Source organism: Amycolatopsis kentuckyensis, assembly GCF_041679295.1.
Classification (GTDB): domain Bacteria; phylum Actinomycetota; class Actinomycetes; order Mycobacteriales; family Pseudonocardiaceae; genus Amycolatopsis; species Amycolatopsis kentuckyensis_A.
In genome coordinates this window covers 104083-123771 of record NZ_JBGDMD010000002.1, presented here as the reverse complement: position 1 = coordinate 123771, position 19689 = coordinate 104083, and the positions used below count along the sequence as shown (strand labels likewise).

Here is a 19689-nt window from a genome sequence, read left to right as displayed (position 1 = left end):
CGCCGCGCCCGTAGGATCGCCCCCGTGACCGCCGTGCTGACCCGTGCCGACGACGAGAGCGTCCGGCCGGACCCCCTCGAGGCGCTCCGGCCGCCGACCGACCGCGAAGTGACGCTGCTCGGCCGCGGCATGCCGACCGACCGGTTGCGCGGCTGGGTCGTCACGCTGGTGCTGACCGTGATCGGCGGCATCGTCCGGCTGCAGAACCTCGGCGTGCCGACGGACAAGGGCAGCCCGGTCTTCGACGAGAAGCACTACGTGCCGCAGGCGTGGCAGGTGCTGCGCAACGGCGGTTACGAGGACAACTACGGCTACGAGCTGGTCGTCCACCCGCCGCTGGCGAAGCAGCTGATCGCGATCGGCGAATGGCTGTTCGGCTACAACGGCTGGGGCTGGCGCATCATGCCCGCGCTGGCCGGCACGCTCATCATCTTCCTGACCATCCGCGTCGCCCGCCGCCTGACCCGCTCGACGCTGCTCGGCGGCATCGCGGGCATCCTGGTGATCAGCGACGGCGTGCTGCACCTGCAGTCGCGCATGGGCATGCTCGACATCTTCATCGCGCTGTTCGTGCTCGCCGCGTTCGCCTGCCTGCTCGTCGACCGCGACCAGGTGCGCGAGCGCCTCGCGACGGCGGTCCGCGAAGGCTGGGTCAACGAGTCCGTGTGGGGCCCCAAGCTGGGCTTCCGCTGGTGGCGGTTCGCGACCGGGCTGATGATCGGGCTGACCTTCGGCGTCAAGTGGTCGGCGCTGTACTACATCGTCGCGTTCGGCCTGCTGTGCGTGTTCTTCGACGTCGCGGCGCGGCGCGCGGCCGGCGTCGAACGGCCGTGGCTGGGCACGATCCGCCGCGATGTGCTGCCCGCGCTCTGGGCGATCCTGCTCATCCCGTTCCTGATGTACCTCGGCGCGTACTGGGCGTGGTTCGCGAGCGAGACGGCGACCGACCGGCACTACACGGAGATCAAGGACATCGCGCCGGGCGTCTGGTCGTGGGTCCCGGCGTCGCTGCGCTCGCTGGCCGACTACACGGGCAACGTCCTGCACTTCCACGAAACGCTGGTCACGCCGAAGGACAACCCGCACCCGTGGGAGTCGAAGCCGTGGACGTGGCCGATGGGGCTGCGCCCGATGCTCTACAGCTACGACGGCGACGTCACCGGCTGCGGCGAGGCCCGCTGCGTCAGCGCGACGATGCTGATCGGCACGCCGGCGATGTGGTGGCTGGCCATCCCGATGCTGGGCTGGTCGGTGTGGCGCTCGGTGTTCCGCGCGGACTGGCGCTACGCCGCGGTGCTGGTGGGCTACCTCGGCGGGTACGTCTTCTGGTTCACCAACATCGACCGCCAGATGTACTTCTTCTACGCGACGCCGTTGGCCGCGTTCCTGGTCCTGGGCTTGACATTGTGCCTCGGCCAGATCCTGGGCAGCGCGCGGCGCGGGTTCGAGAGACGCGGGACCGGTCTGCTCGTGGTCAGCCTGTACGTCGGGCTGGTGGTGGCCAACTTCGCCTGGCTGTGGCCGATCCTGAACGGCGTCGCGATCACGACCGGGCAATGGGAGGCCGAACGCTGGCTGCCGTCCTGGCGGTAGCTCAGCCGGCGAAGTACGCCCCCGGCGTGACGCCGACCGCGCGCCGGAACGCCGCCACGAACGCGCTCGCCGAGCTGTAGCCCACCCGGTGCGCCACCGTCTCCATCGGCGCCCCCTGGGCCAGCAGCGGCAGCGCCGCACGCAGCCGCACCTGCGTGCGCCACGTCCCGAACGGCATCCGGCACTCGCGCACGAAGATCCGCGCCAGCGTCCGCTCCGCCGCACCGACGTCGCGGCCGAACTCGGCCAGGCTCCGCGGGTCCGCCGGGTTCGAAACCACCGCGCGCTCGACGTCGCGGGCGCGCGGGTCGGCCGGCGACGGCACCACGATCGGGACGACGTCCAGGGGTTCCAGCAGGTCGAACGCCACCGCCTCGGCGCGCAGGCGGGCGTCCGGGGCCACGCCGTCGCCGGTCAGGTACTCCAGCAGCTCGCGCAGCAGCGGCCGGACCACCACCATCCGCGGCGCGGGCCACGACACCGGGGACAGCGCGGGGTCGGCGTAGATGCCGCGCAGGGCCGCCCGGCCGAGCGCGCCCGTGCGGTGCTGGACGCCCGCCGGCATCCACAGCGCCCGGGTCGGTGGGAGGACCCAGCCCGCGTCACCCGCCTTGACCGCGACGACGCCCCGGGCCGACCAGACCAGCTGGTGGACCGGGTGCTCGTGCCAGGGGAACCAGGTGCCGGCGGGCAGGTCGACCTCGCCGAGCAGCATGGCTTGGCTGGTTCGCGACATCAGTTGGCAGGCTATCGGCTACCGGCCATCCGCGCGTGGAAATAACGTCGGACGCATGCCGATGAACCTGATCCACCGCAAGATCTGCAGCTCGGAGAAGTGGGCGGCCACCGTCGAAGAACGCCTGACGCCGTGGCTGAAGCAGCGCGACCTCGGCGACGACGTCCTCGAGATCGGCCCCGGCTTCGGCGCCACCACGACCGTGCTGCTCAAGGCGGTCCCGAAGCTGACGGTCCTGGAGATCGACCCCGCGTCGAGCGAGCTGCTGCGGGCGAAGTTCGGCGGCCGCGCCGAGGTCGTCGAGGGCAGCGGCGCGGAGATGCCGTTCGAGGACGGCCGCTTCTCCGCCGTCGTGTGCTTCACGATGCTGCACCACGTGCCGACGAAGGAGCTGCAGGACGCGATCTTCGCCGAGGCCGCCCGGGTCCTGCGCCCGGGCGGCACGTACTGCGGTAGCGACGGCCAGCTCAACCTGAGGTTCCGCCTGCTGCACCTCGGCGACACGATGAACGTCGTCGACGCGGCGACGTTCCCGGCGCGCCTCGAAAAGGCGGGCTTCGAGCAGCAGGTGAAGATCCAGCACCACCCGAAGGAGCTGCTGATCTTCGAGGCGGTGAAGCCCGGCTAGCGGCGGGGCACCTGGCCACCCGGCTGGCGCGGCACCACCCGCGTCACCGGGCCGTCGGCCGACTTGCCCGCCCGCGACAGCCAGCCCTCGACCTCACGCCGCACGGCGTTCAGCGTCGGACGGCGTCGCGGCTCCGGGTCCAGCGAAGCCGCCAGCAGCCGCGCGTGCGCGCTCCGCTGGGGCAGCCGGGACACCGGTTCCGCCCGGGCCGCGGCCATCAGGGCCGCCATCGGGGTCTCGCGTGTGCCGCGCGGGGGCTGGCCGGACAGGGCGTAGCTGATCGTCGCCGCCAGCTGCCACGCGTCGGACGCCGGGGACGCCGCCGCGCCCATCGCCTGCTCCGGGGCCACGAAGTCCGGCGTGCCGATCATCATGCCCGTCGCCGTCATCTTCGAGTCGCCCTGGCTGCGGGCGATGCCGAAGTCGATCAGGTGGGCCAGGCCGCTCGGGTCGAGGATGACGTTCGACGGCTTGATGTCGCGGTGCAGGACGCCCTTCTCGTGCGCCGCGGCGAGCGCGCCCGCCATGGTCGCCCAGAGGCGGCCGGCCGCGACGTCGTCGAGCGGGCCCTGGCCGTCGACCAGCTCGGCCAGCGGCCGGCCCTCGAGGTACTCCATGACCAGCGCGAGCCCGTCCGGCTCTTCGGCCAGGTCGTACACCTTGACGCAGTTCGGGTGGCTGACCACGGCCAGCGCGCGGGCCTCGCGCTGCATGCGCTCGGCGGTGTCGCGGTCCGGCGCGTGCGCGATCTTCAGTGCGACCGTGCGGTTGAGCTGGGTGTCGACGGCCTGCCAGACCGTGCCGAACCCGCCCGCACCGAGCTGCTTGACGCGGCGGTAGCGGCTGCCGCCGGCGTTGCGCGAGCCGGGCGGCGGCGGGACCGGGCCCGGGGCCGCGGCCAGCGCGCCGGCCATCGGCGGGGGCTCGGGCGCGGACGCCAGCGCCGTCTTCGGGTACGGCCGGTTGACCGGGGGCGGGGGCGGCGGGGTCGGGCGCGGCTGGACCTGCGACGGCGGCGGCCCCTGCGGCTCCTCGCGGCGCGGCGGCGCGTCGGACCGGTTGATCACCGACCACGGCGGCGGTCCGACCATCGCGACCGGGATCAGGCCCAGCACGCTGAACGGCAGGAAGCCGAGCCAGAAGTGCAGCGCGGTGTTCGCCTCCATGCCGACGCTGAACGCGAGCATCGCGGCGAACGGGATCCAGAAGAACCGCGACGGCCACTTCGGGCCGCGGCGGAAGGCGGTGCGGCCCTGGAGCATGACGAACAGCAGCGAGCCCGCCCCCAGGACGATGAACGCCAGGAGGTACACGAAGAACGGGAGGTCGTCGGCGCCGGTGCTGCGGGACGAAAAGACGTCGAAGACGGTCTGCCGGCCGCCCAGGTAGTCCACCTGGGAATCGACCCAGCAGCCGCCGGGGCCCCGCAGCGTCGAGAGCTCGGTCGCGGACAGGCCGGTCTTCTCCTTGGCGAACGCCGAGCGGTAGACGCCCGACACGCCGTTCGACAGCAGCCACGGCAGGACGAGGGCGCTGACCAGGCCGATCGCGCCGAAGACCCCCAGCGTCGTGGCGTCGTAGCGGTTGCCCGTGCCCTTCCGGATGATCGACACGGCCAGCGCGCCGGCCGGCGGGATCAGCGCGACGAGCGCGCCGGCCGCACTCGTGGCCCACACCCAGTCGCCGGGGCAGAAGCCCGGGCCGAACAAGGAATGGGCTAGCGAGAGCAACGCGCTCGCGAGTCCGTTCACCGCCGGATCCCCTCACTGTCCGTGTTCACTTCGTACCGTCACGCCGCGTTTCCCCGCGGTCCAGCTTAGGACGCAGCCGGCCGCCGTGAGGTTGCCGGGTCTTCAGCGTGCCCGGAATCCGGCGAGCCCGCCGCTCCCGCGCCATGATGGGGGCCGGCGCGGATGTTCGACGTGAAGGAGCGGCAATGGGCGCGTACGCCGAGGCCTACCGGCGCAGCCTGACGGACCCGGAAGCGTTTTGGCTGGCCGCGGCCGGTGCGATCAGCTGGACGAAGGCGCCGGAGCGGGCTCTGGACAGCTCGAACCCGCCCTTCTACCGGTGGTTTCCCGACGCCGAGCTGAACACTTCGTACAACGCGCTCGACCGGCACGTCGAGGCCGGCCGCGGCGGCCAGGCCGCACTGATCTGGGACTCTCCCGTGACCGGACGGCAACGCACCTACACCTACGAGGAGCTGCGCGACACGGTCGCGCGGTTCGCCGGCGCCCTCAGCTCGCTGGGGGTCACCAAGGGTGACCGCGTGATCATCTACCTGCCGATGGTGCCCGAAGCGGCGATCGCGATGCTGGCCTGCGCGCGGATCGGCGCGGTGCACTCGGTGGTCTTCGGCGGCTTCGCGCCGAAGGAGCTGGCGGCGCGGATCGAGGACGCGAAACCCAAGGTGATCCTGGCGGCGTCCTGCGGCATCGAGCCGACGCGGGTCGTCGAGTACAAGCCGATCATCGACGCCGCCCTGGAGCTGACCGAGCACCAGCCCGACCACGTCGTCGTGCTGCAGCGCGAGCAGGCGCCGGCCCAGCTGGCCAAGCGGGACCTCGACTGGCGGGAGCTGGCGGCGAACGCCGACCCGGCCGACCCGGTGCCGGTCGCGGCGACCGACCCGCTCTACATCCTCTACACGTCCGGGACCACCGGGAAGCCGAAGGGCGTCGTGCGCGACACCGGCGGCCACGCCGTCGCGCTCGCCTACTCGATGGACGCCGTCTACGACGTCCACGCCGGTGACGTCTGGTGGACGGCGTCCGACGTCGGCTGGGTCGTCGGGCACTCCTACATCGTGTACGCGCCACTGCTGGTCGGGGCGACTTCGGTCATGTACGAGGGCAAGCCGGTCGGCACGCCGGACGCGGGCGCGTTCTGGCGGGTCATCGCCGAGCACGGCGTCCAGGCGCTGTTCACCGCGCCGACCGCGCTGCGGGCCGTCAAGAAGGTCGACCCGGACGCCCGTGAACTGGCGAAGTACGACCTGAAGGCGTTCAAGACGCTCTTCATGGCCGGCGAGCGGCTCGACCCGGAGACCCTCCACTGGGCGCACGAGAAGCTCGGCGCACCGGTGATCGACCACTGGTGGCAGACCGAGACCGGCTGGCCGATCGCGGCCAACCCGCGCGGCCTGGAGCCGATGGAGGTCAAGCCGGGCTCGGCGACCAAGCCCGTCCCCGGCTGGGACGTCCGGATCCTCGACCAGGCCGGCGACGAGCTGCCGGCCGGCCGCGAAGGCGCCATCACGGTCAAGCTGCCGCTGCCGCCGGGCTCACTGCCGACGCTCTGGGGCGACGACGAGCGCTACCGCGAGGCCTACCTCTCCCGCTACGACGGGTACTACCTGACCGGCGACTCCGGCTACCTCGACGAGGACGGCTACCTGTTCGTCATGGGCCGCACCGACGACGTCATCAACGTCGCCGGCCACCGGCTGTCCACCGGGTCGATGGAAGCCGTGCTGGCCTCGCACCCGGCCGTCGCCGAGTGCGCCGTCATCGGGGTCGCCGACCAGCTCAAGGGCCAGCTGCCCCGCGGGTTCGTCGTGCTGAAGGCGGGCGCGGACATCGCCGAAGACCAGCTGCGCGACGAACTCGTGGCACTGGTGCGCCGGGACATCGGGCCGGTCGCCGCGTTCCGTGATGTGTCCATTGTGGACGCGCTGCCGAAGACGCGGTCGGGCAAGATCCTGCGCAAGACCATGCGGGCGATCGCCGACGGGCGCGACGAGGCCGTGCCGTCGACGATCGAGGACCCGGCCGTCCTGGACGCCATCCGCGCCGCCCTTCGTTAAGGACTGTTCCAAATGGCTCCGCTGGTCTGTACCTTTGGGAGGAGTCCCCGACCGGAGGTGCCCTGATGCGCTTGTCCAGAGCCGTCTTGACCGCGGCGATCGTGAGTCTCACGGCCGTCGGCGTGCCCGCTGCCGCGGTGGCCGCGCCGGCCGCCCCGGAACGCAGCGTGACCGACGTCGTCCCGGCGCCCGTCTCGGCGAAGGCCGACCCGCGGGGCGGCTTCAAGCTGACGCCGTTCACCGTGATCACCGCCGGCCGCGGCGCCGGCCAGGTCGCGGACTACCTGCGCGGCCTGCTGCGCCCGGCCACCGGCTACCCGTTGCCGGTCGTGCCGCACGCCGCCGGCCTGCCCGCGATTTCCCTGCAGCTGGGCCACGACTCCCGGATCGGCACCGAGGGTTACGAGCTGAAGGTCGCCCGCGACGGCGTCTCGCTCAAAGCCAACACCGCGGACGGGCTCTTCGAAGGCGTCCAGTCGCTGCGGCAGCTGCTGCCGTCGGCGATCGACGCGAAGCGCGTCCAGCACCGGACGTGGACCGTCGCCGGCGGCACGATCCTCGACTACCCGCGCTTCGCCGAACGCGGCGCGATGCTCGACGTCGCCCGGCACTTCTTCAAGCCGGACCAGGTCAAGCGGTACATCGACCAGATCGCTCAGTACAAGGTCAACACCCTGCACCTGCACCTCGCGGACGACCAGGGCTGGCGGATCGAGATCAAGAGCTGGCCGAAGCTCGCCACGGTCGGCGGCCTGACCGCCGTCGACGGCGACCCCGGCGGCTACTACACCCAGGCGCAGTACAAGGACATCGTCGCGTACGCGGCTTCGCGGCACATCACGGTGATCCCGGAGATCGACATGCCGGGCCACACGAACGCGGCGCAGTCGACGTACGCGGAGCTGAACTGCGACGGCAAGGCCGTCCCGGTCCGCACGGACACCGAGGTCGGCTACAGCTCGCTGTGCATCTCCTCGCCGATCACCTACAAGTTCGTCGAGGACGTCGTCCGCGAGCTGGCGGCCATCACCCCCGGCCCGTACCTGCACATCGGCGGCGACGAGGCGCACTCGACGCCGCCCGCGGACTACCTCGCGTTCGAGAAGAAGGTGCAGCCGATCGTCGCCAAGTACGGCAAGAAGGTCACCGGCTGGCACGAGATCGCGAAGTCGGACCCGCCCGCGTCGGCGGTCCCGCAGTACTGGGACTTCGGCGGGGACAACGCCTCGGTCGCGGCCGCGGCGGCCCGGGGCAGCAAGATCCTGATGTCGCCGGCGAACTACGCGTACCTGGACATGAAGTACGACGCTTCGACGCCGCTCGGCCAGGACTGGGCCGCGCTGATCGAGGTGCGCGACGGGTACGACTGGGATCCCGCGTCGCTGGTGACCGGCGTCGGTGAGAAGCAGGTCGCGGGTGTCGAGGCGCCGCTGTGGACCGAGACGATCCGCACGAGCGCCGACATCGAGTACATGGCGTTCCCGCGGCTGCCGGGCATCGCGGAGATCGGCTGGTCCCCTCGCGCCACCCACAACTGGGACGCCTACCGCGCCCGCCTCGCGAAGCAGAGCCCGCGCTGGGTGGCCCAGGGCATCAACTTCTACCGCAGCCCGCAGGTCGACTGGAAGTAGTCACGCGCCGGCCAGGCGGGCGCGGATCGCCCGCCTGGCCAGTTCGTACGCCTGCGTTCCCCCGTTCAGCACCGCGTCGGCGTTGGCCGCGCGGCCCAGCGCGTGCAGCTCGAACGCCAGCACCTCCGCGTCCGCGGCCAAGTGGCCGAGCGAGACCGCGTCGAAGCAAGTTTCGCGGATGAACTCCGCGAACGTGCCGCTCGCCGCCGCCACCGCGTCGTGGACCCGGCCGGGACGCGCGTCGACCTCCGCACCGACGTTGAAGAAGAAGCACCCGCCCGGGAACACGCGCTTTTCCGAGTAGTCCAGCCAGTTCTCGCAGATCGCGCGCAGCCGCGGCAAGCCCGGCGCCACCGCGCGGGCGGGCGTCACGACGTGCGCCTCGAAGATGGCGAACGCCGCCTCGACCGTCGCGAGCTGGAGTTCCTCCTTCGAGCCGAACAACGCGAACACGCCGCTCTTGCTCAGCTCCAGCTCGGTGGCCAGCCGGCCGAGGGACAGTCCCTCCAGGCCGTCGACCGACGCGACGTCCGCCGCCCGGCGCAGCACCAGGCGGCGGGTCGCGTCGCCGCGGGCGACCCGGCCGTCAACCGGCACGCCGCGCCCGCCAGCGGTCCACAGTGGACTGGATGCCGGCGCTCCACTGCTCCGCCAGCGCGGGCGTCGCCAGCACGCGGTCCGCGAAGTCCAGCGCCGGCTCGACGTGCTCCGGCGGCAGCTGCCCGTAGTTGGCGAACGAGATGACGTACACCTCGGCGACCGTCGGCGCGTCCGCGCGCTCGACCAGCTCGAGCGCGCCGGACGTCGGCACGGTGCCCGGCCGCAGCACGCGCAGGTACCAGCCGCTGCGCCCGGAGTCGATCATCGCCGGGGCGATGTCCTTGCGGCCGGTCTTCATCGCGAGCTTGAAGCACGGCGACCGCGGCTGCGAGACCTGCACGAGCGCGTCGCCCCAGGCCCAGACGTCCCCGATCCGCACGTCGTCCTCGGTGACCCCGGACAGCGAGATGTTCTCGCCGAAATCGGCCGTGCCGACCTCGAAGCCGTCCTCGCGCCAGGCCGCGTAGTGCTCCGCCGGGTAGACGTAGACCGCCTTGTCGACCCCGCCGTGGACGGTGAGGTCGGCCTGGCGGTCGCCGTCGAGGTTCAGCTCGGTCAGCTGCAGCTCCGGCGCGGTGACCAGCGCCTTCGTGATCCCGCTGAGCACCTGCCGCTCTCGCCGGTACCCCAGGACGCTCGGTTCGCCCACGTAGACGCTGTCGACGTTCATACCCCGAAGATAGCACGACCGTTCGTATTGTTTTCGCCCTTTAGGCTGGCGGTCATGGAACTGCTCGACCAGGCCCGCGCCCACGTCGACTCCGGCGCGTTCTTCGCCGAACTCGCCCGGCTCGTCGCCTACCCCACCGTGAGCGACGCCCCCGAAGGCCGCGCCGCGATCCAGGCCTACCTCGACGAAGTCCTGACCCCGGCGCTGTCCGGCCTCGGCTGCGAGGTCACCCAGCACGCCAACCCGGACCCGGCGGGCGGCCCGTTCCTGGTCGGGGTCCGCACCGAAGGCGAAGACCTGCCGACGCTGCTCTGCTACGGCCACGCCGACGTCGTCGGGGAAGCCGGGCGGTGGCGCGACGGCTTGGACCCGTGGACGCTGACCGCGGACGGCGACCGCTGGTACGGCCGCGGCACCGCCGACAACAAGGGCCAGCACCTGATCAACCTCACGGCCTTGCGGCTGCTCCTCGAAGCGCGCGGCGCCCTCGGCTTCAACCTGAAGTTCCTCTTCGAGACCGGCGAAGAGATCGGCTCGCCCGGTCTCACGGAGTTCGCTGCCCAGCAGAAGGAACTCCTCGCAGCCGACGTCCTCGTCGCCTCCGACGGCCCGCGCCTCGACGCGGCGACACCGACGCTGTTCCTCGGCGCCCGCGGCGGCGTCCGGATCACCCTCGACGCGAACCTGCGCCCGGACGCCTACCACTCCGGCAACTGGGGCGGGATCCTGCGCAACCCCGCGACGACGCTCGCCGCCGCGATCGCGAGCCTGGTCGACGGCCACGGCCGCATCCAGGTGCCCGCGTTGCTGCCGCCCGAGCTGCCGGAGTCCGTCCGCGAAGCGCTGGCCGACGTGGTCGTCGACGGGGCGGACGAGGGCTGGGGCGATCAACGACTCGGCCCCGCCGAGCGGCTCTACGGCTGGAACACCCTGGAGGTGCTGGCGCTCGACGCCGGGGACGCCGACCGCCCGGTCAACGCGATCCCCGGCCGCGCCCGCGCGGTGCTGCAGTTGCGGTACGTCGCGGGCACCGAGATCGGTGACCTCACCACGACGCTCGAAAAGCACCTTGCCGCGCAAGGGTTCCCGATGGTTTCGGTGACGGCGGACGCCACCTTCCTCGCCAGCCGCACCCCGGTCGACAACCCGTGGGCAGGCTGGGCCAAGTCCACTTTGGACCAGGTGGCGGACAAACCCGTCGCCCTGCTGCCGAACTTCGGCGGCGGGCTGCCCAACCACGTCTTCACCGACGTCCTCGGACTGGCGACGCTGTGGCTGCCGCACTCCTACCCGGGCTGCCTGCAGCACGCGCCGGACGAGCACCTGCTCGCCCCGGTGGCCCGGGAAGGCCTAGAACTCGCCACGGCGTTGTTCGGCGCTATCGGTTCAGCGCCGCCGACTCTGCGTCGGTGAGCAGCCGGGAGCGGATCAGGAAACGCACGCCTTCGGGCGCCTCCAAGGAAAACCCGCTCCCGCGGCCGGGCACGACGTCGATCGTCAGGTGCGTGTGCTTCCAGTACTCGAACTGCGGCCCGGACATCCAGACCGGCACGTCCTCGATGCCCTCGACTTCAAGGTCGCCCAGGCGCACGTCTGACGCGCCGGTGCGAAACTCCCCGGCCGGGTAGCACATCGGGGCGCTGCCGTCGCAGCACCCGCCGGACTGGTGGAACATCACCGGCCCGTGGAGTGACACCAGCTGCCGCAGGAGGTCCGCGGCAGCCGGTGTCAGGTCTACTCGTTGCGTCATCAGAAGAATCCGAGCGCCTGGTCGGAGTAGGAGACCAGCATGTTCTTCGTCTGCTGGTAGTGGTCGAGCATCATCTTGTGGTTCTCGCGGCCGATGCCGGACGCCTTGTAGCCGCCGAAGGCCGCGTGCGCCGGGTAGGCGTGGTAGTTGTTCACCCAGACGCGGCCCGCCTGGATGTCGCGGCCGGCGCGGTAGGCGGTGTTGCCGTCGCGCGACCAGACGCCGGCGCCGAGGCCGTAGAGCGTGTCGTTGGCGATCTTGATGGCGTCGGCGTAGTCGTCGAACTTCGCCACCGACACGACCGGGCCGAAGATCTCCTCCTGGAAGATCCGCATCTTGTTGTCGCCGGCGAACACGGTCGGCTCGACGTAGTAGCCGCCGGACAGCTCGCCGCCGAGGTCGCTGCGCACGCCACCGGTGAGGATCTCGGCGCCTTCCTGCTTGCCGATGTCGATGTAGGACAGGATCTTCTCGAGCTGGTCGTTCGACGCCTGCGCGCCGATCATCGTCTCGGTGTCGAGCGGGTGGCCCTGCTTGATCTTGCGGACGCGCTCGACGCCGTCGCCGAGGAACCTGTCGTAGATGCCGGACTGGATCAGCGCCCGCGACGGGCAGGTGCAGACCTCGCCCTGGTTGAGCGCGAAGAGCGCGAAGCCTTCCTGGGCCTTGTTATAGAAGTCGTCGTTCTGCGCGGCGACGTCGTCGAAGAAGATGTTCGGGCTCTTGCCGCCGAGCTCGACGGTCACCGGGATGATGTTTTCGCTGGCGTACTGCAGGATCAGCCGGCCGGTCGTCGTCTCGCCGGTGAAGGCGACCTTCCGGACGCGGTTGCTGGAGGCCAGCGGCTTGCCCGCCTCGACGCCGAACCCGTTGACGATGTTGACCACGCCCGGCGGGATCAGGTCGCCGATGATCGAGAACAGCAGGTGGATCGACGCCGGGGTCTGCTCGGCCGGCTTGAGCACGATCGCGTTGCCCGCGGCCAGCGCCGGGGCGAGCTTCCAGACCGCCATCAGGATCGGGAAGTTCCACGGGATGATCTGCGCGACCACGCCGAGCGGCTCGTGGAAGTGGTAGGCGACGGTGTTCTCGTCGACCTGCGAGATGCCGCCCTCCTGGGCGCGCAGGGCGCCGGCGAAGTAGCGGAAGTGGTCGATGGCGAGCGGGATGTCGGCGGCGAGGGTCTCGCGGACGGCCTTGCCGTTCTCCCAGGCTTCGGCGACGGCGATCGCCTCGAGGTTCTGTTCCATCCGGTCGGCGATCTTCAGCAGGATGTTGGCGCGTGCCTCGGGCGAGGTCCGGCCCCACGCGGGTGCGGCGCCGTGGGCCGCGTCGAGGGCCTTCTCGACGTCCTCGGCGTTACCCCGGGCGATCTCGCAGAAGGTCTTGCCGGTGACGGGCGTCGGGTTCTCGAAGTACTGGCCGCTCGCGGGCGGTACGTACTCGCCGCCGATGTAGTGGTCGTAGCGCGACTCGTAGCTGACGACGCTGCCTTCGGTGTTCGGTGCGGCGTACTGGACCATCTTCCCTGCCTCGTTGCTCGGAGTGACGGAGTGCCGCGAACGTAGGTCCGGCAACGTTGCAAGCGCGTTGCACCGCGGCCTGCGGGCTATCTACGCTGGTGAACGTGGCAGAGACGCCCGAACCGGAGATGCTGCGGGACCCCGGGTCCTACGCGCGGCTGCTGGAGCACGTCCGTGAGGCGGTGCTGGCCGGGGTGCCGGGCCCGCGTTCGCCACGCTCCGTGGTCCACGACTCGTGGAACCGCTCGCTCGCCGCACAGGTCGATCCGGACGAGGGCGAAGCGCCGTTCGTCTACTCCGCGGACGCCCTTTCCTCGCTGCGCGAAGCCCACCCGCTGGCCCCGGTGCTGCCAGTGCTGCGGCAGATGCTGGTGAGCATCGCCGACGACGCCGAGCACGTGATGATCGTGACCGACGCCGAAGGGCTGATCCTGTGGCGCGAGGGCGCGGCGGCCCAGCTGCTGCGCGGCGACCGCGTCGGGCTCGCCGAAGGCACGCGGTGGAGCGAGGCGGCGATCGGCACCAACGCCATGGGCACGGCGCTGGCCACCGGCGAGCCGGTGCAGATCCACTCGGCCGAGCACCTGGTCCGGCGCTACCACACGTGGACGTGCGCGGCGGCGCCCGTGCGCGACCCCGAGACCGGCGTCCTGCTCGGCTCGATCGACGTCAGCGGGCCGCTGCGCACGGTCCACCCGGCGATGATCTCGCTGGTCACGGCCACGGCCCAGCTCGCCGAGGGCCAGCTGCGCGCCCAGCTCGCGATCCGCGACGAACGCCTGCGGCGCGTCAACATGCCGCACCTGGAGGCACTGCGCGGCCGCCCCGGCGCACTGCTGTCCGCCGGCGGCCGGGTGCTGGCCGCCCAGTCGTGCCTGCTGCCGTCCACAGTGGACATCCGGCGCGGTGGCGGGACGGTCGCCCTGCCCGACGGGCGGCTCGCCACGGTGGAGCCCCTCGAAGAGGGCTACCTGCTCCGGCTTTCCTCCGGCGGCGGCAGCCAACGGTCACGACTGCGGCTGGAGTACCTGTCGGACGGCCCGCACGTGACCACTGTGGACGGTCGCGAAGTCCCACTGACGTTGCGGCACGCGGAGATCCTCACGCTGCTGGCGTTGCATCCGAACGGCCTTTCGGCGGAACGGCTGGCTCTGCAGCTCTACGGCGAGACCGGCAACCCGGTGACGGTCCGCGCGGAGATCCACCGCCTGCGGTCCCAGCTGGGCGCCTCGGTGGTGCAGACGCGTCCGTACCGGCTGGCGGCCGACGTCGACGCGGACTTCGCCACGGCCAAAGCGCGCCTGCGCACCGGATCGCCGTCCGACGTCCTGCGTCTCTTCCGCGGACCGCTGCTGCCGGAGTCGGAGGCGCCCGCGATCCGCGAGGAGCGCGAGACGCTCACGGCCCAGGTGCGCCAGGTGGCGCTGAACAGCGGCGACCCGGGCGTGCTGTGGTCGTTCTGGGAGACCGCCTGCGGCGTCGACGACTTCGCGGTGCTGGACGCCCTGCTGCGGACGCTCCCGGCGGCCGACCCGCGGCGGGCCGCCGTCTCGGCCCACCGCGCGCGGCTCGCCTGAGCGTCACGGCTGGAGGTCGGTCACGCCCTTGCCGGTCGCGATGTCGAACGGCACGGACGCCTGGTCGTGGACGATCACCCAGCCGTCGCCGGTCTCGCGGAGGACGAAGGTCGCCCGGACCCACATGCCCTCGACCGGCTTCCCGCCGGCCAGCGTGCCGCTGACCCGGCCGAAGCCGTGCCCGACGGCGAGGTCGCCGCTCACCGTGACGGTCAGGTCGCGCAGCTCGTAGTCGACCGTTTCGAAAATGGCGAACACCTTCGCCCAGTTCTTCAGCTTCGCGTCCACTCCGACGTGCTGCAGCGGCGGCTCGACGTCGAAGGACACGACGTCCGGGGCGTAGAGCCCCCGCAGCGCGTCGAGGTCCTTGGCCCGCAGCCCTTCGATGATCTTGCCGAGGTGCCGGGTGACTTCCGATTCGTGTGTCATACCCGCTCGACGAAGCGGGGCCCCTGATTGTGACGACCGAAGTAGACACCGTCTACAGAAGTTTGATAGACAGTGTCTACAAGGTGAACCACGGGTTACGGAGATCGGAATGAGCTACCACCGTTTCGTCGTCCTCGGCGACAGCTGCGCCGAAGGACTCGACGACCCGTACCCGGACCGGCGCGCCTACCGGGGCTGGGCCGACTTCGTCGCCGCCCGCCTCGCCCAGGACGAGCCCGGCTTCCGCTACGCCAACCTGGCCGTGCGCGGCCGGCGGCTCGACCAGATCGTCCCCGAGCAGGTCCCGGCGGCGACGCGGCTGGCACCCGACCTCGTCGCCCTCTTCGGCGGCGGCAACGACGTCATGAGCCGCGGGTGGGACGCGCGGACCGTCGCCCGGCGGGTCGACGCCGCCGTCCGCGCGTGCACGGAGATCTCGCCCGTCGTCGTGACGTTCACCCTCAGCGACGTCTCGCACCGGATGCCGCTCGGGCGCCGGATGCGGCCGCGGATCGTCGCGCTCAACGAGGCCATCCGCGAGGCCGCCGTCAGCTACGGCGCGCTGCTGATCGACCTGTGGCCCGACCAGGCCGTCACCGACTCGCGGTACTTCGGCGCCGACCGGCTGCACCTGTCCGCGCACGGCCACCGCCGGCTCGCCGCGTACGTCCTGGGCCTGCTCGGCGTCAGCCACGACCCCGCGTGGCTCGAACCCCTGCCCGGCGTCGCGGCACCCGGCGGCTGGCGCGCCGACGTGCACTGGCTGCTGCGCGAGGTCCTGCCGGTCGCGGTGACGCGCACGCGCAACCGGATGATCGGCCGCCAGCCCGGCGACGGGTTCTTCCCGAAGCGCCCGGACCTGCTCCCCATGACCCGGGACGAGGCATGGGCACCCGGCAACGCCTGATCGACACCGCGTCCGAGCTGCTGGTGGACGGCGGCGTCGAGGCGGTGACGCTGCGCGGGATCGCCAAGGCGGCCGGCGTTTCGCACGGCGCGCCGCTGCGGCACTTCTCCGGCCGCGCCGAACTGCTGTCCGCGGTGGCGACGCGCGGGTACGCCGATCTGCTCGCCCGCCGCGACACGCTGCCGGGGAACTCGCCGCGAGAGCGGCTGACCGCCGCGTGCCACAGCTACCTCGACTTCGCGCTGGCCAACCCGGCGATGTTCGAGCTGATGTTCCGCCGGGACCTGGTGGACGCGGACGACCCGGCACTGTCGGCGGCGGCGAGCGCGGTGTTCGACACGTTCGCGGTACTGGTGGCGGCGGTCCCGACCCCGCTCGCGCGCTCCGGCGCCGATCTGCGGCTGGTCGCGGCGTCGTTGTGGGCGGCGCTGCACGGCTTGGCGCAGCTGTGGCTGTGGGGTGGGCTGGCGGGAGCGAGCTTCGCGCCGTCCCCGGAGTCGGCGCTGGCCGTCACGCTGGACGCGTACTTGGGGTGAGCTCCCGCTGCACGGCGATCATGGCCGGCAGCGTCGTATAGCCGATCTCCTCGTTGACGCGGATCATGTGCGCGTTGTCGGCGCCGGTGGTGGTGCTGATCCGGGCGACGGCGGGACGTTCGGCGAGCAGCCACCGCACCATGTGCGCCTTGATGCACCGGCCGAGACCCCGACCCCGGTGCGCGGCCACCACGGCGGTGTCGCGCTGGTATCCCCAGTCCGGGCGGCGCGGGTGCACGCAGACCTCGGTGAAAGCGGCGACGTCTCCGGTGCGCTCGTGGACCGCGGCCACGATCCGCTGCTCGAGACCCTGCTCCCGCGCCTCGGCCTCGGCGGCCCGCACCCGCGCGGGCGACCACTGCGGCCAGCGGTAGCCCGACTCTCCCAGCGGGGCGTCGTGGATCGCACCCCGCGCGGCGGCGTAGGACTCGAGCACGGCGTCCGGCGCGGCACCGGCCCACCGCAGCAGCCGGTAGCCCGCCGGGACCGGGACGTCCCAGCGCGACCGGTCGGCCTCGGCGGTCACCAGCGCCTGCCGCACGATCGTGCGCACCGGCCGGAAGCCCATCGCCGCGGCCCACGGCTCGCCCGCGGTGCCGGCGACGACCTCCCAGCCCTCGACGACCCGCCGGCCCCGCTCCCGCAGGACGGGCAGGACCGTGCGCAGCATCGCGCCGCCGATCCCGGCCCGCCGGGCGGCCGGGTGCACGACGACGTGCGTCAACCCGATCGCGCTGTTCTCGGCGTCGAGGAAGTGCACTTGGGCGAGCGCGACGAGGTCGCCGCCGCGGAAGCCCAGCCAGCGCTCGGCCGAGCCCATGCCCGGCAGGGACCGCGTCCACCGCCCCGCCAGTTCCGCCAGCGGCAGCGGGGGTTCGCCGGGCCGGTCGGCGAGGTGGCTCGCCACCAGCAGGTCGTGGCAGCGGGCGAGGTCGGCCACCGCCGGGTCGAACCGCGCGATTTCCAGATCCACCGTTCCCCCTTCGGTCGTCCGTCCAGTGTCCAGGACACGCCGACCCCCTTGCACGCGTCCGAACACCTGATCGAATACCCTGCCCTCCATGACCGAGTCAGACCCGCAGCTCGAGCGCATCCGGAAGCTGCTGGCGAAGGCCGAGGACCCGGCGGTCACCGAGGCGGAGGCCGAGGCCTACAACAAGAAGGCCGCCGAGCTGGTCGCGCGGTACGGGATCGACCAGGCGATGCTCGCCGCGTCCGGGGCGAGCTCCGACGACATCGGCACGCTGAAGATCCCGATGAACGACCCCTACAGCCGCGACAAGGCGAGCCTGCTGACCTCGGTCGCCTACCCGCTGCGCTGCCGGACGCTGCTGCACCGGTTCGGCCAGAAGGTCGACAGCGTCACGGTCTTCGGCTACCGCTCGGACCTCGGCCGGGTCGAACTGCTGTTCACCAGCCTGCTGCTGCAGGCCAGCACGCAGCTGACGCGCGTCCGGCCGGACGGCTTCTTCCCCGGCGAGTCGCTCGCCGCCTACCGGCGCACCTGGCTGCACGGCTTCGCCCGCGCGGTGCACGAGCGGCTGTCCGAGGCCGAGCAGGAAGCGGTCCGCACCGCGGCGACCGGCGGCGGGAAGTCGGCCGAGCTGGTGGTCCGCGACCGCGCGCAGATGGTGCAGCACGCGTTCGACGCCGAGTACGGCGACCTGCGTTCGGCCGCACCCCGCCGGCTGTCCGGCAGCGGCTACCTCGACGGCCACGACGCCGGCACGCGCGCCAACCTCGACCCGTCGGCGCTCACCCGCCGGCTCAAGGCCCTGCGCTGAGCCGGCCCGGAGGTCTTGAATGAGTCATTCAGGACCTCCGGGGTCTTGAATGACTCATTCAAGACCTAAGCGCGGCCCCGCGTCGCCCGGATGCCGGTGTCCGCTGGGTGATCTTTTCGCTTCACTGGGCGCATGCGCGTTGTCGATCTTGCCTCCCGCCCTGACCTGCTCGACGCCGCGCTCGCTCTCGGCGACGTCGGCGGCCAGTTCATCTACCAGGGCGCCAGCGGCCGGATGATCACCGGCGAGCGGTTCCTGCGCCACTGGGCGAGCTACTTCCTGATCGCCCTCGACGACGACGGCGTCCCGATGGCACGCGCGTTGTCGGTCCCGCTCGCGTTCCCGGCGGCAGACCGCGCCGAACTCCCGGACCACGGCTGGGACCAGGCAATCGAGTGGGCCGCCCAGGACGTCATGGACGGCCGCGAGCCCACCGCGTTGTGCGCGCTGGAAGTCGTCATCGCGCCGCACCTGCGTGGCCGCGGGCTGGCCGCGCCGATGCTCAAAGCGCTGAAGGCGCGAGCCGCGGAAACGGGGCTGCGCAAGCTGATCGTGTCGGTCCGCCCGATCGGCAAGGAGGCCGAGCCGGCGGTCCCGATGCCGGAGTACGCCGCCCGCCGCCGCGAGGACGGCCTGCTCGCGGACCGCTGGCTGCGCACCCACGAGCGTCTCGGCGCGCGAGTCGTGAAGGTGTGCCCGTTCGCGGTGACGCTGTCCGGTTCCCTCGCCGACTGGCGCGCGTGGACCGGCGTGAAGCTTGAGGACGGCGAGAACTTCATTCCGGGCGGCATCGCCCCGGTCTACGCGTCGACCGCCTACGACACGGCGACGTACGTCGAGCCGAACGTCTGGATGGACCACCCGATGTGAAATCGAGGATCACCCCGATAGCTCCCCGCGAAGCCACCTGCTAACTTTTGTTGGCATGTGGACCACGGGCGACGAGCTCCTGCGGCAGCTGGGTGCCCTCGGCAACCCGCACCGGCTGCGGATCATCGCCGCCCTGCGCGCCGAGCGCACCTACGTCAGCAAGCTCGCGCGCGAGCTGCGGATCAGCCGCGCGCTGCTGCAGGTGCACCTGCGCAAGCTCGAAGCCGCCGGCCTGGTCGAGGCGAGCTTCGAGGTCGGCGAAGACGGCAAGACGCTGCGGTTCTACGAGCTCACCCCGTTCTCCGTCGAGCTGACGCCGGAGACGATCGCGGCCGCCGTGCCGACGCTGACCACACCGGAGTCCGTCCAGGGGGACGGCGAGGAGGGACGGACATGAACTGGCACCAGTGGCAGGAGATCATCGGCGTGACCGGGGTCTTCGTCCTGATCACCGTCGTGCTGTCGATCGCGATCGTGCAGCTGGCCTCGACCTGGCGCGCCAAGGCCGCGCTCGCCCGCGAAAGCGAATACCGGAGCTTGGCCGAAAAAGCCGTCCGGACGCAGGAGGAAACCGAGCGGCAGCTGAAGGACGTCCAGGACCGGCTGCGGTCCATCGAACACGTGCTCAAGGAGGTCGACTGAGCTGA

The 19689-nt window shown here is 71.8% G+C and carries 20 protein-coding genes; 12 read left to right on the top strand and 8 right to left on the bottom strand.

The genetic code is table 11. The annotated features are described in order from the left end of the window. Nucleotides 1-24 precede the first annotated feature (24 nt). Entirely contained in the window at nucleotides 25-1593 is a 1569-nt protein-coding gene (locus ACERZO_RS06390; protein WP_372663224.1) for a dolichyl-phosphate-mannose--protein mannosyltransferase, read from the top strand. Between the two features lies 1 nt (nucleotide 1594). On the opposite strand, the gene ACERZO_RS06385 is transcribed toward ACERZO_RS06390, so the two are convergent. Next, nucleotides 1595-2308: an AraC family transcriptional regulator gene (locus ACERZO_RS06385; RefSeq protein ID WP_372664576.1), complete on the bottom strand. Its 714-nt coding sequence runs from the start codon at nucleotides 2306-2308 to the stop codon at nucleotides 1595-1597. Nucleotides 2309-2384: 76 nt separating this feature from the next. Here ACERZO_RS06385 and ACERZO_RS06380 point away from each other — a divergent pair, with 76 nt between their 5' ends. Next, nucleotides 2385-2957, top strand: a complete 573-nt coding sequence (locus tag ACERZO_RS06380; RefSeq protein ID WP_372663222.1) for a class I SAM-dependent methyltransferase — start codon at nucleotides 2385-2387, stop codon at nucleotides 2955-2957. Here the strand turns inward: ACERZO_RS06380 and ACERZO_RS06375 are convergent. Beyond that, complete coding sequence (locus ACERZO_RS06375) at nucleotides 2954-4708, bottom strand: serine/threonine-protein kinase (protein WP_372663220.1); 1755 nt, start codon at nucleotides 4706-4708, stop codon at nucleotides 2954-2956. The two genes, ACERZO_RS06380 and ACERZO_RS06375, sit on opposite strands and share 4 nt — an antisense overlap. Nucleotides 4709-4893: 185 nt before the next feature. On the opposite strand from ACERZO_RS06375, the gene ACERZO_RS06370 reads away from it, so the two are divergent. After that, the gene (locus ACERZO_RS06370) at nucleotides 4894-6765 is read left to right on the top strand and encodes a propionyl-CoA synthetase (RefSeq protein ID WP_372663218.1); all 1872 of its coding nucleotides are present in this window, start codon (nucleotides 4894-4896) and stop codon (nucleotides 6763-6765) included. A 65-nt stretch (nucleotides 6766-6830) separates the two neighbouring features. Further along, complete coding sequence (locus tag ACERZO_RS06365; RefSeq protein WP_372663216.1) at nucleotides 6831-8396, top strand: beta-N-acetylhexosaminidase; 1566 nt, start codon at nucleotides 6831-6833, stop codon at nucleotides 8394-8396. Here the strand turns inward: ACERZO_RS06365 and ACERZO_RS06360 are convergent, their stop codons facing one another. Further along, on the bottom strand, nucleotides 8397-8993 hold the full coding sequence (locus tag ACERZO_RS06360) for a TetR/AcrR family transcriptional regulator (RefSeq protein WP_372663214.1): 597 nt from the start codon (nucleotides 8991-8993) through the stop codon (nucleotides 8397-8399). Continuing rightward, nucleotides 8983-9666: an MOSC domain-containing protein gene (locus tag ACERZO_RS06355; protein ID WP_372663212.1), complete on the bottom strand. Its 684-nt coding sequence runs from the start codon at nucleotides 9664-9666 to the stop codon at nucleotides 8983-8985. Before ACERZO_RS06355 ends, ACERZO_RS06360 begins: the two co-directional genes overlap by 11 nt. Before the next feature lie 54 nt (nucleotides 9667-9720). Between ACERZO_RS06355 and ACERZO_RS06350 the strand changes: the two genes are divergently transcribed. Next, nucleotides 9721-11079: a M20 family metallopeptidase gene (locus tag ACERZO_RS06350; RefSeq protein WP_372663210.1), complete on the top strand. Its 1359-nt coding sequence runs from the start codon at nucleotides 9721-9723 to the stop codon at nucleotides 11077-11079. On the opposite strand, the gene ACERZO_RS06345 is transcribed toward ACERZO_RS06350, so the two are convergent. Together ACERZO_RS06345 and exaC are read right to left on the bottom strand one after the other, a co-directional pair. Continuing rightward, nucleotides 11045-11416: a DUF779 domain-containing protein gene (locus ACERZO_RS06345; protein WP_372663208.1), complete on the bottom strand. Its 372-nt coding sequence runs from the start codon at nucleotides 11414-11416 to the stop codon at nucleotides 11045-11047. The two genes, ACERZO_RS06350 and ACERZO_RS06345, sit on opposite strands and share 35 nt — an antisense overlap. Next, complete coding sequence (gene exaC, locus ACERZO_RS06340; RefSeq protein ID WP_372663206.1) at nucleotides 11416-12939, bottom strand: acetaldehyde dehydrogenase ExaC; 1524 nt, start codon at nucleotides 12937-12939, stop codon at nucleotides 11416-11418. Before exaC ends, ACERZO_RS06345 begins: the two co-directional genes overlap by 1 nt. A gap of 104 nt (nucleotides 12940-13043) precedes the next feature. Here exaC and ACERZO_RS06335 point away from each other — a divergent pair, with 104 nt between their 5' ends. Further along, nucleotides 13044-14516, top strand: a complete 1473-nt coding sequence (locus ACERZO_RS06335; protein WP_372663204.1) for a helix-turn-helix domain-containing protein — start codon at nucleotides 13044-13046, stop codon at nucleotides 14514-14516. 3 nt (nucleotides 14517-14519) lie between these two features. On the opposite strand, the gene ACERZO_RS06330 is transcribed toward ACERZO_RS06335, so the two are convergent. Continuing rightward, nucleotides 14520-14945: a YybH family protein gene (locus ACERZO_RS06330; protein ID WP_372663202.1), complete on the bottom strand. Its 426-nt coding sequence runs from the start codon at nucleotides 14943-14945 to the stop codon at nucleotides 14520-14522. A gap of 109 nt (nucleotides 14946-15054) precedes the next feature. Here ACERZO_RS06330 and ACERZO_RS06325 point away from each other — a divergent pair, with 109 nt between their 5' ends. Further along, the gene (locus tag ACERZO_RS06325) at nucleotides 15055-15852 is read left to right on the top strand and encodes an SGNH/GDSL hydrolase family protein (protein WP_372663200.1); all 798 of its coding nucleotides are present in this window, start codon (nucleotides 15055-15057) and stop codon (nucleotides 15850-15852) included. Then, entirely contained in the window at nucleotides 15831-16388 is a 558-nt protein-coding gene (locus tag ACERZO_RS06320; RefSeq protein ID WP_372663198.1) for a TetR/AcrR family transcriptional regulator, read from the top strand. The genes ACERZO_RS06325 and ACERZO_RS06320 overlap by 22 nt, the downstream gene beginning before the upstream one ends. Here the strand turns inward: ACERZO_RS06320 and ACERZO_RS06315 are convergent. Continuing rightward, nucleotides 16363-17361, bottom strand: a complete 999-nt coding sequence (locus ACERZO_RS06315; protein ID WP_372663196.1) for a GNAT family N-acetyltransferase — start codon at nucleotides 17359-17361, stop codon at nucleotides 16363-16365. The two genes, ACERZO_RS06320 and ACERZO_RS06315, sit on opposite strands and share 26 nt — an antisense overlap. Nucleotides 17362-17449: 88 nt before the next feature. Between ACERZO_RS06315 and ACERZO_RS06310 the strand changes: the two genes are divergently transcribed. The 4 genes from ACERZO_RS06310 (at nucleotide 17450) to ACERZO_RS06295 (ending at nucleotide 19684) form a co-directional block, all read left to right on the top strand. Next, complete coding sequence (locus ACERZO_RS06310) at nucleotides 17450-18172, top strand: DUF2786 domain-containing protein (RefSeq protein WP_372663194.1); 723 nt, start codon at nucleotides 17450-17452, stop codon at nucleotides 18170-18172. Nucleotides 18173-18304: 132 nt separating this feature from the next. Continuing rightward, on the top strand, nucleotides 18305-19042 hold the full coding sequence (locus tag ACERZO_RS06305; RefSeq protein ID WP_372663192.1) for a Long-chain-fatty-acid--CoA ligase: 738 nt from the start codon (nucleotides 18305-18307) through the stop codon (nucleotides 19040-19042). A 55-nt stretch (nucleotides 19043-19097) separates the two neighbouring features. Beyond that, nucleotides 19098-19439 carry an ArsR/SmtB family transcription factor gene (locus ACERZO_RS06300; protein ID WP_372663190.1) on the top strand — a complete coding sequence of 114 codons (342 nt, stop codon included), beginning with the start codon at nucleotides 19098-19100 and terminating at the stop codon, nucleotides 19437-19439. Further along, nucleotides 19436-19684, top strand: coding sequence for a hypothetical protein (locus ACERZO_RS06295; protein WP_364451598.1), 249 nt, complete (start codon nucleotides 19436-19438; stop codon nucleotides 19682-19684). The genes ACERZO_RS06300 and ACERZO_RS06295 overlap by 4 nt, the downstream gene beginning before the upstream one ends. The last annotated feature ends 5 nt before the right edge of the window (nucleotides 19685-19689 follow it).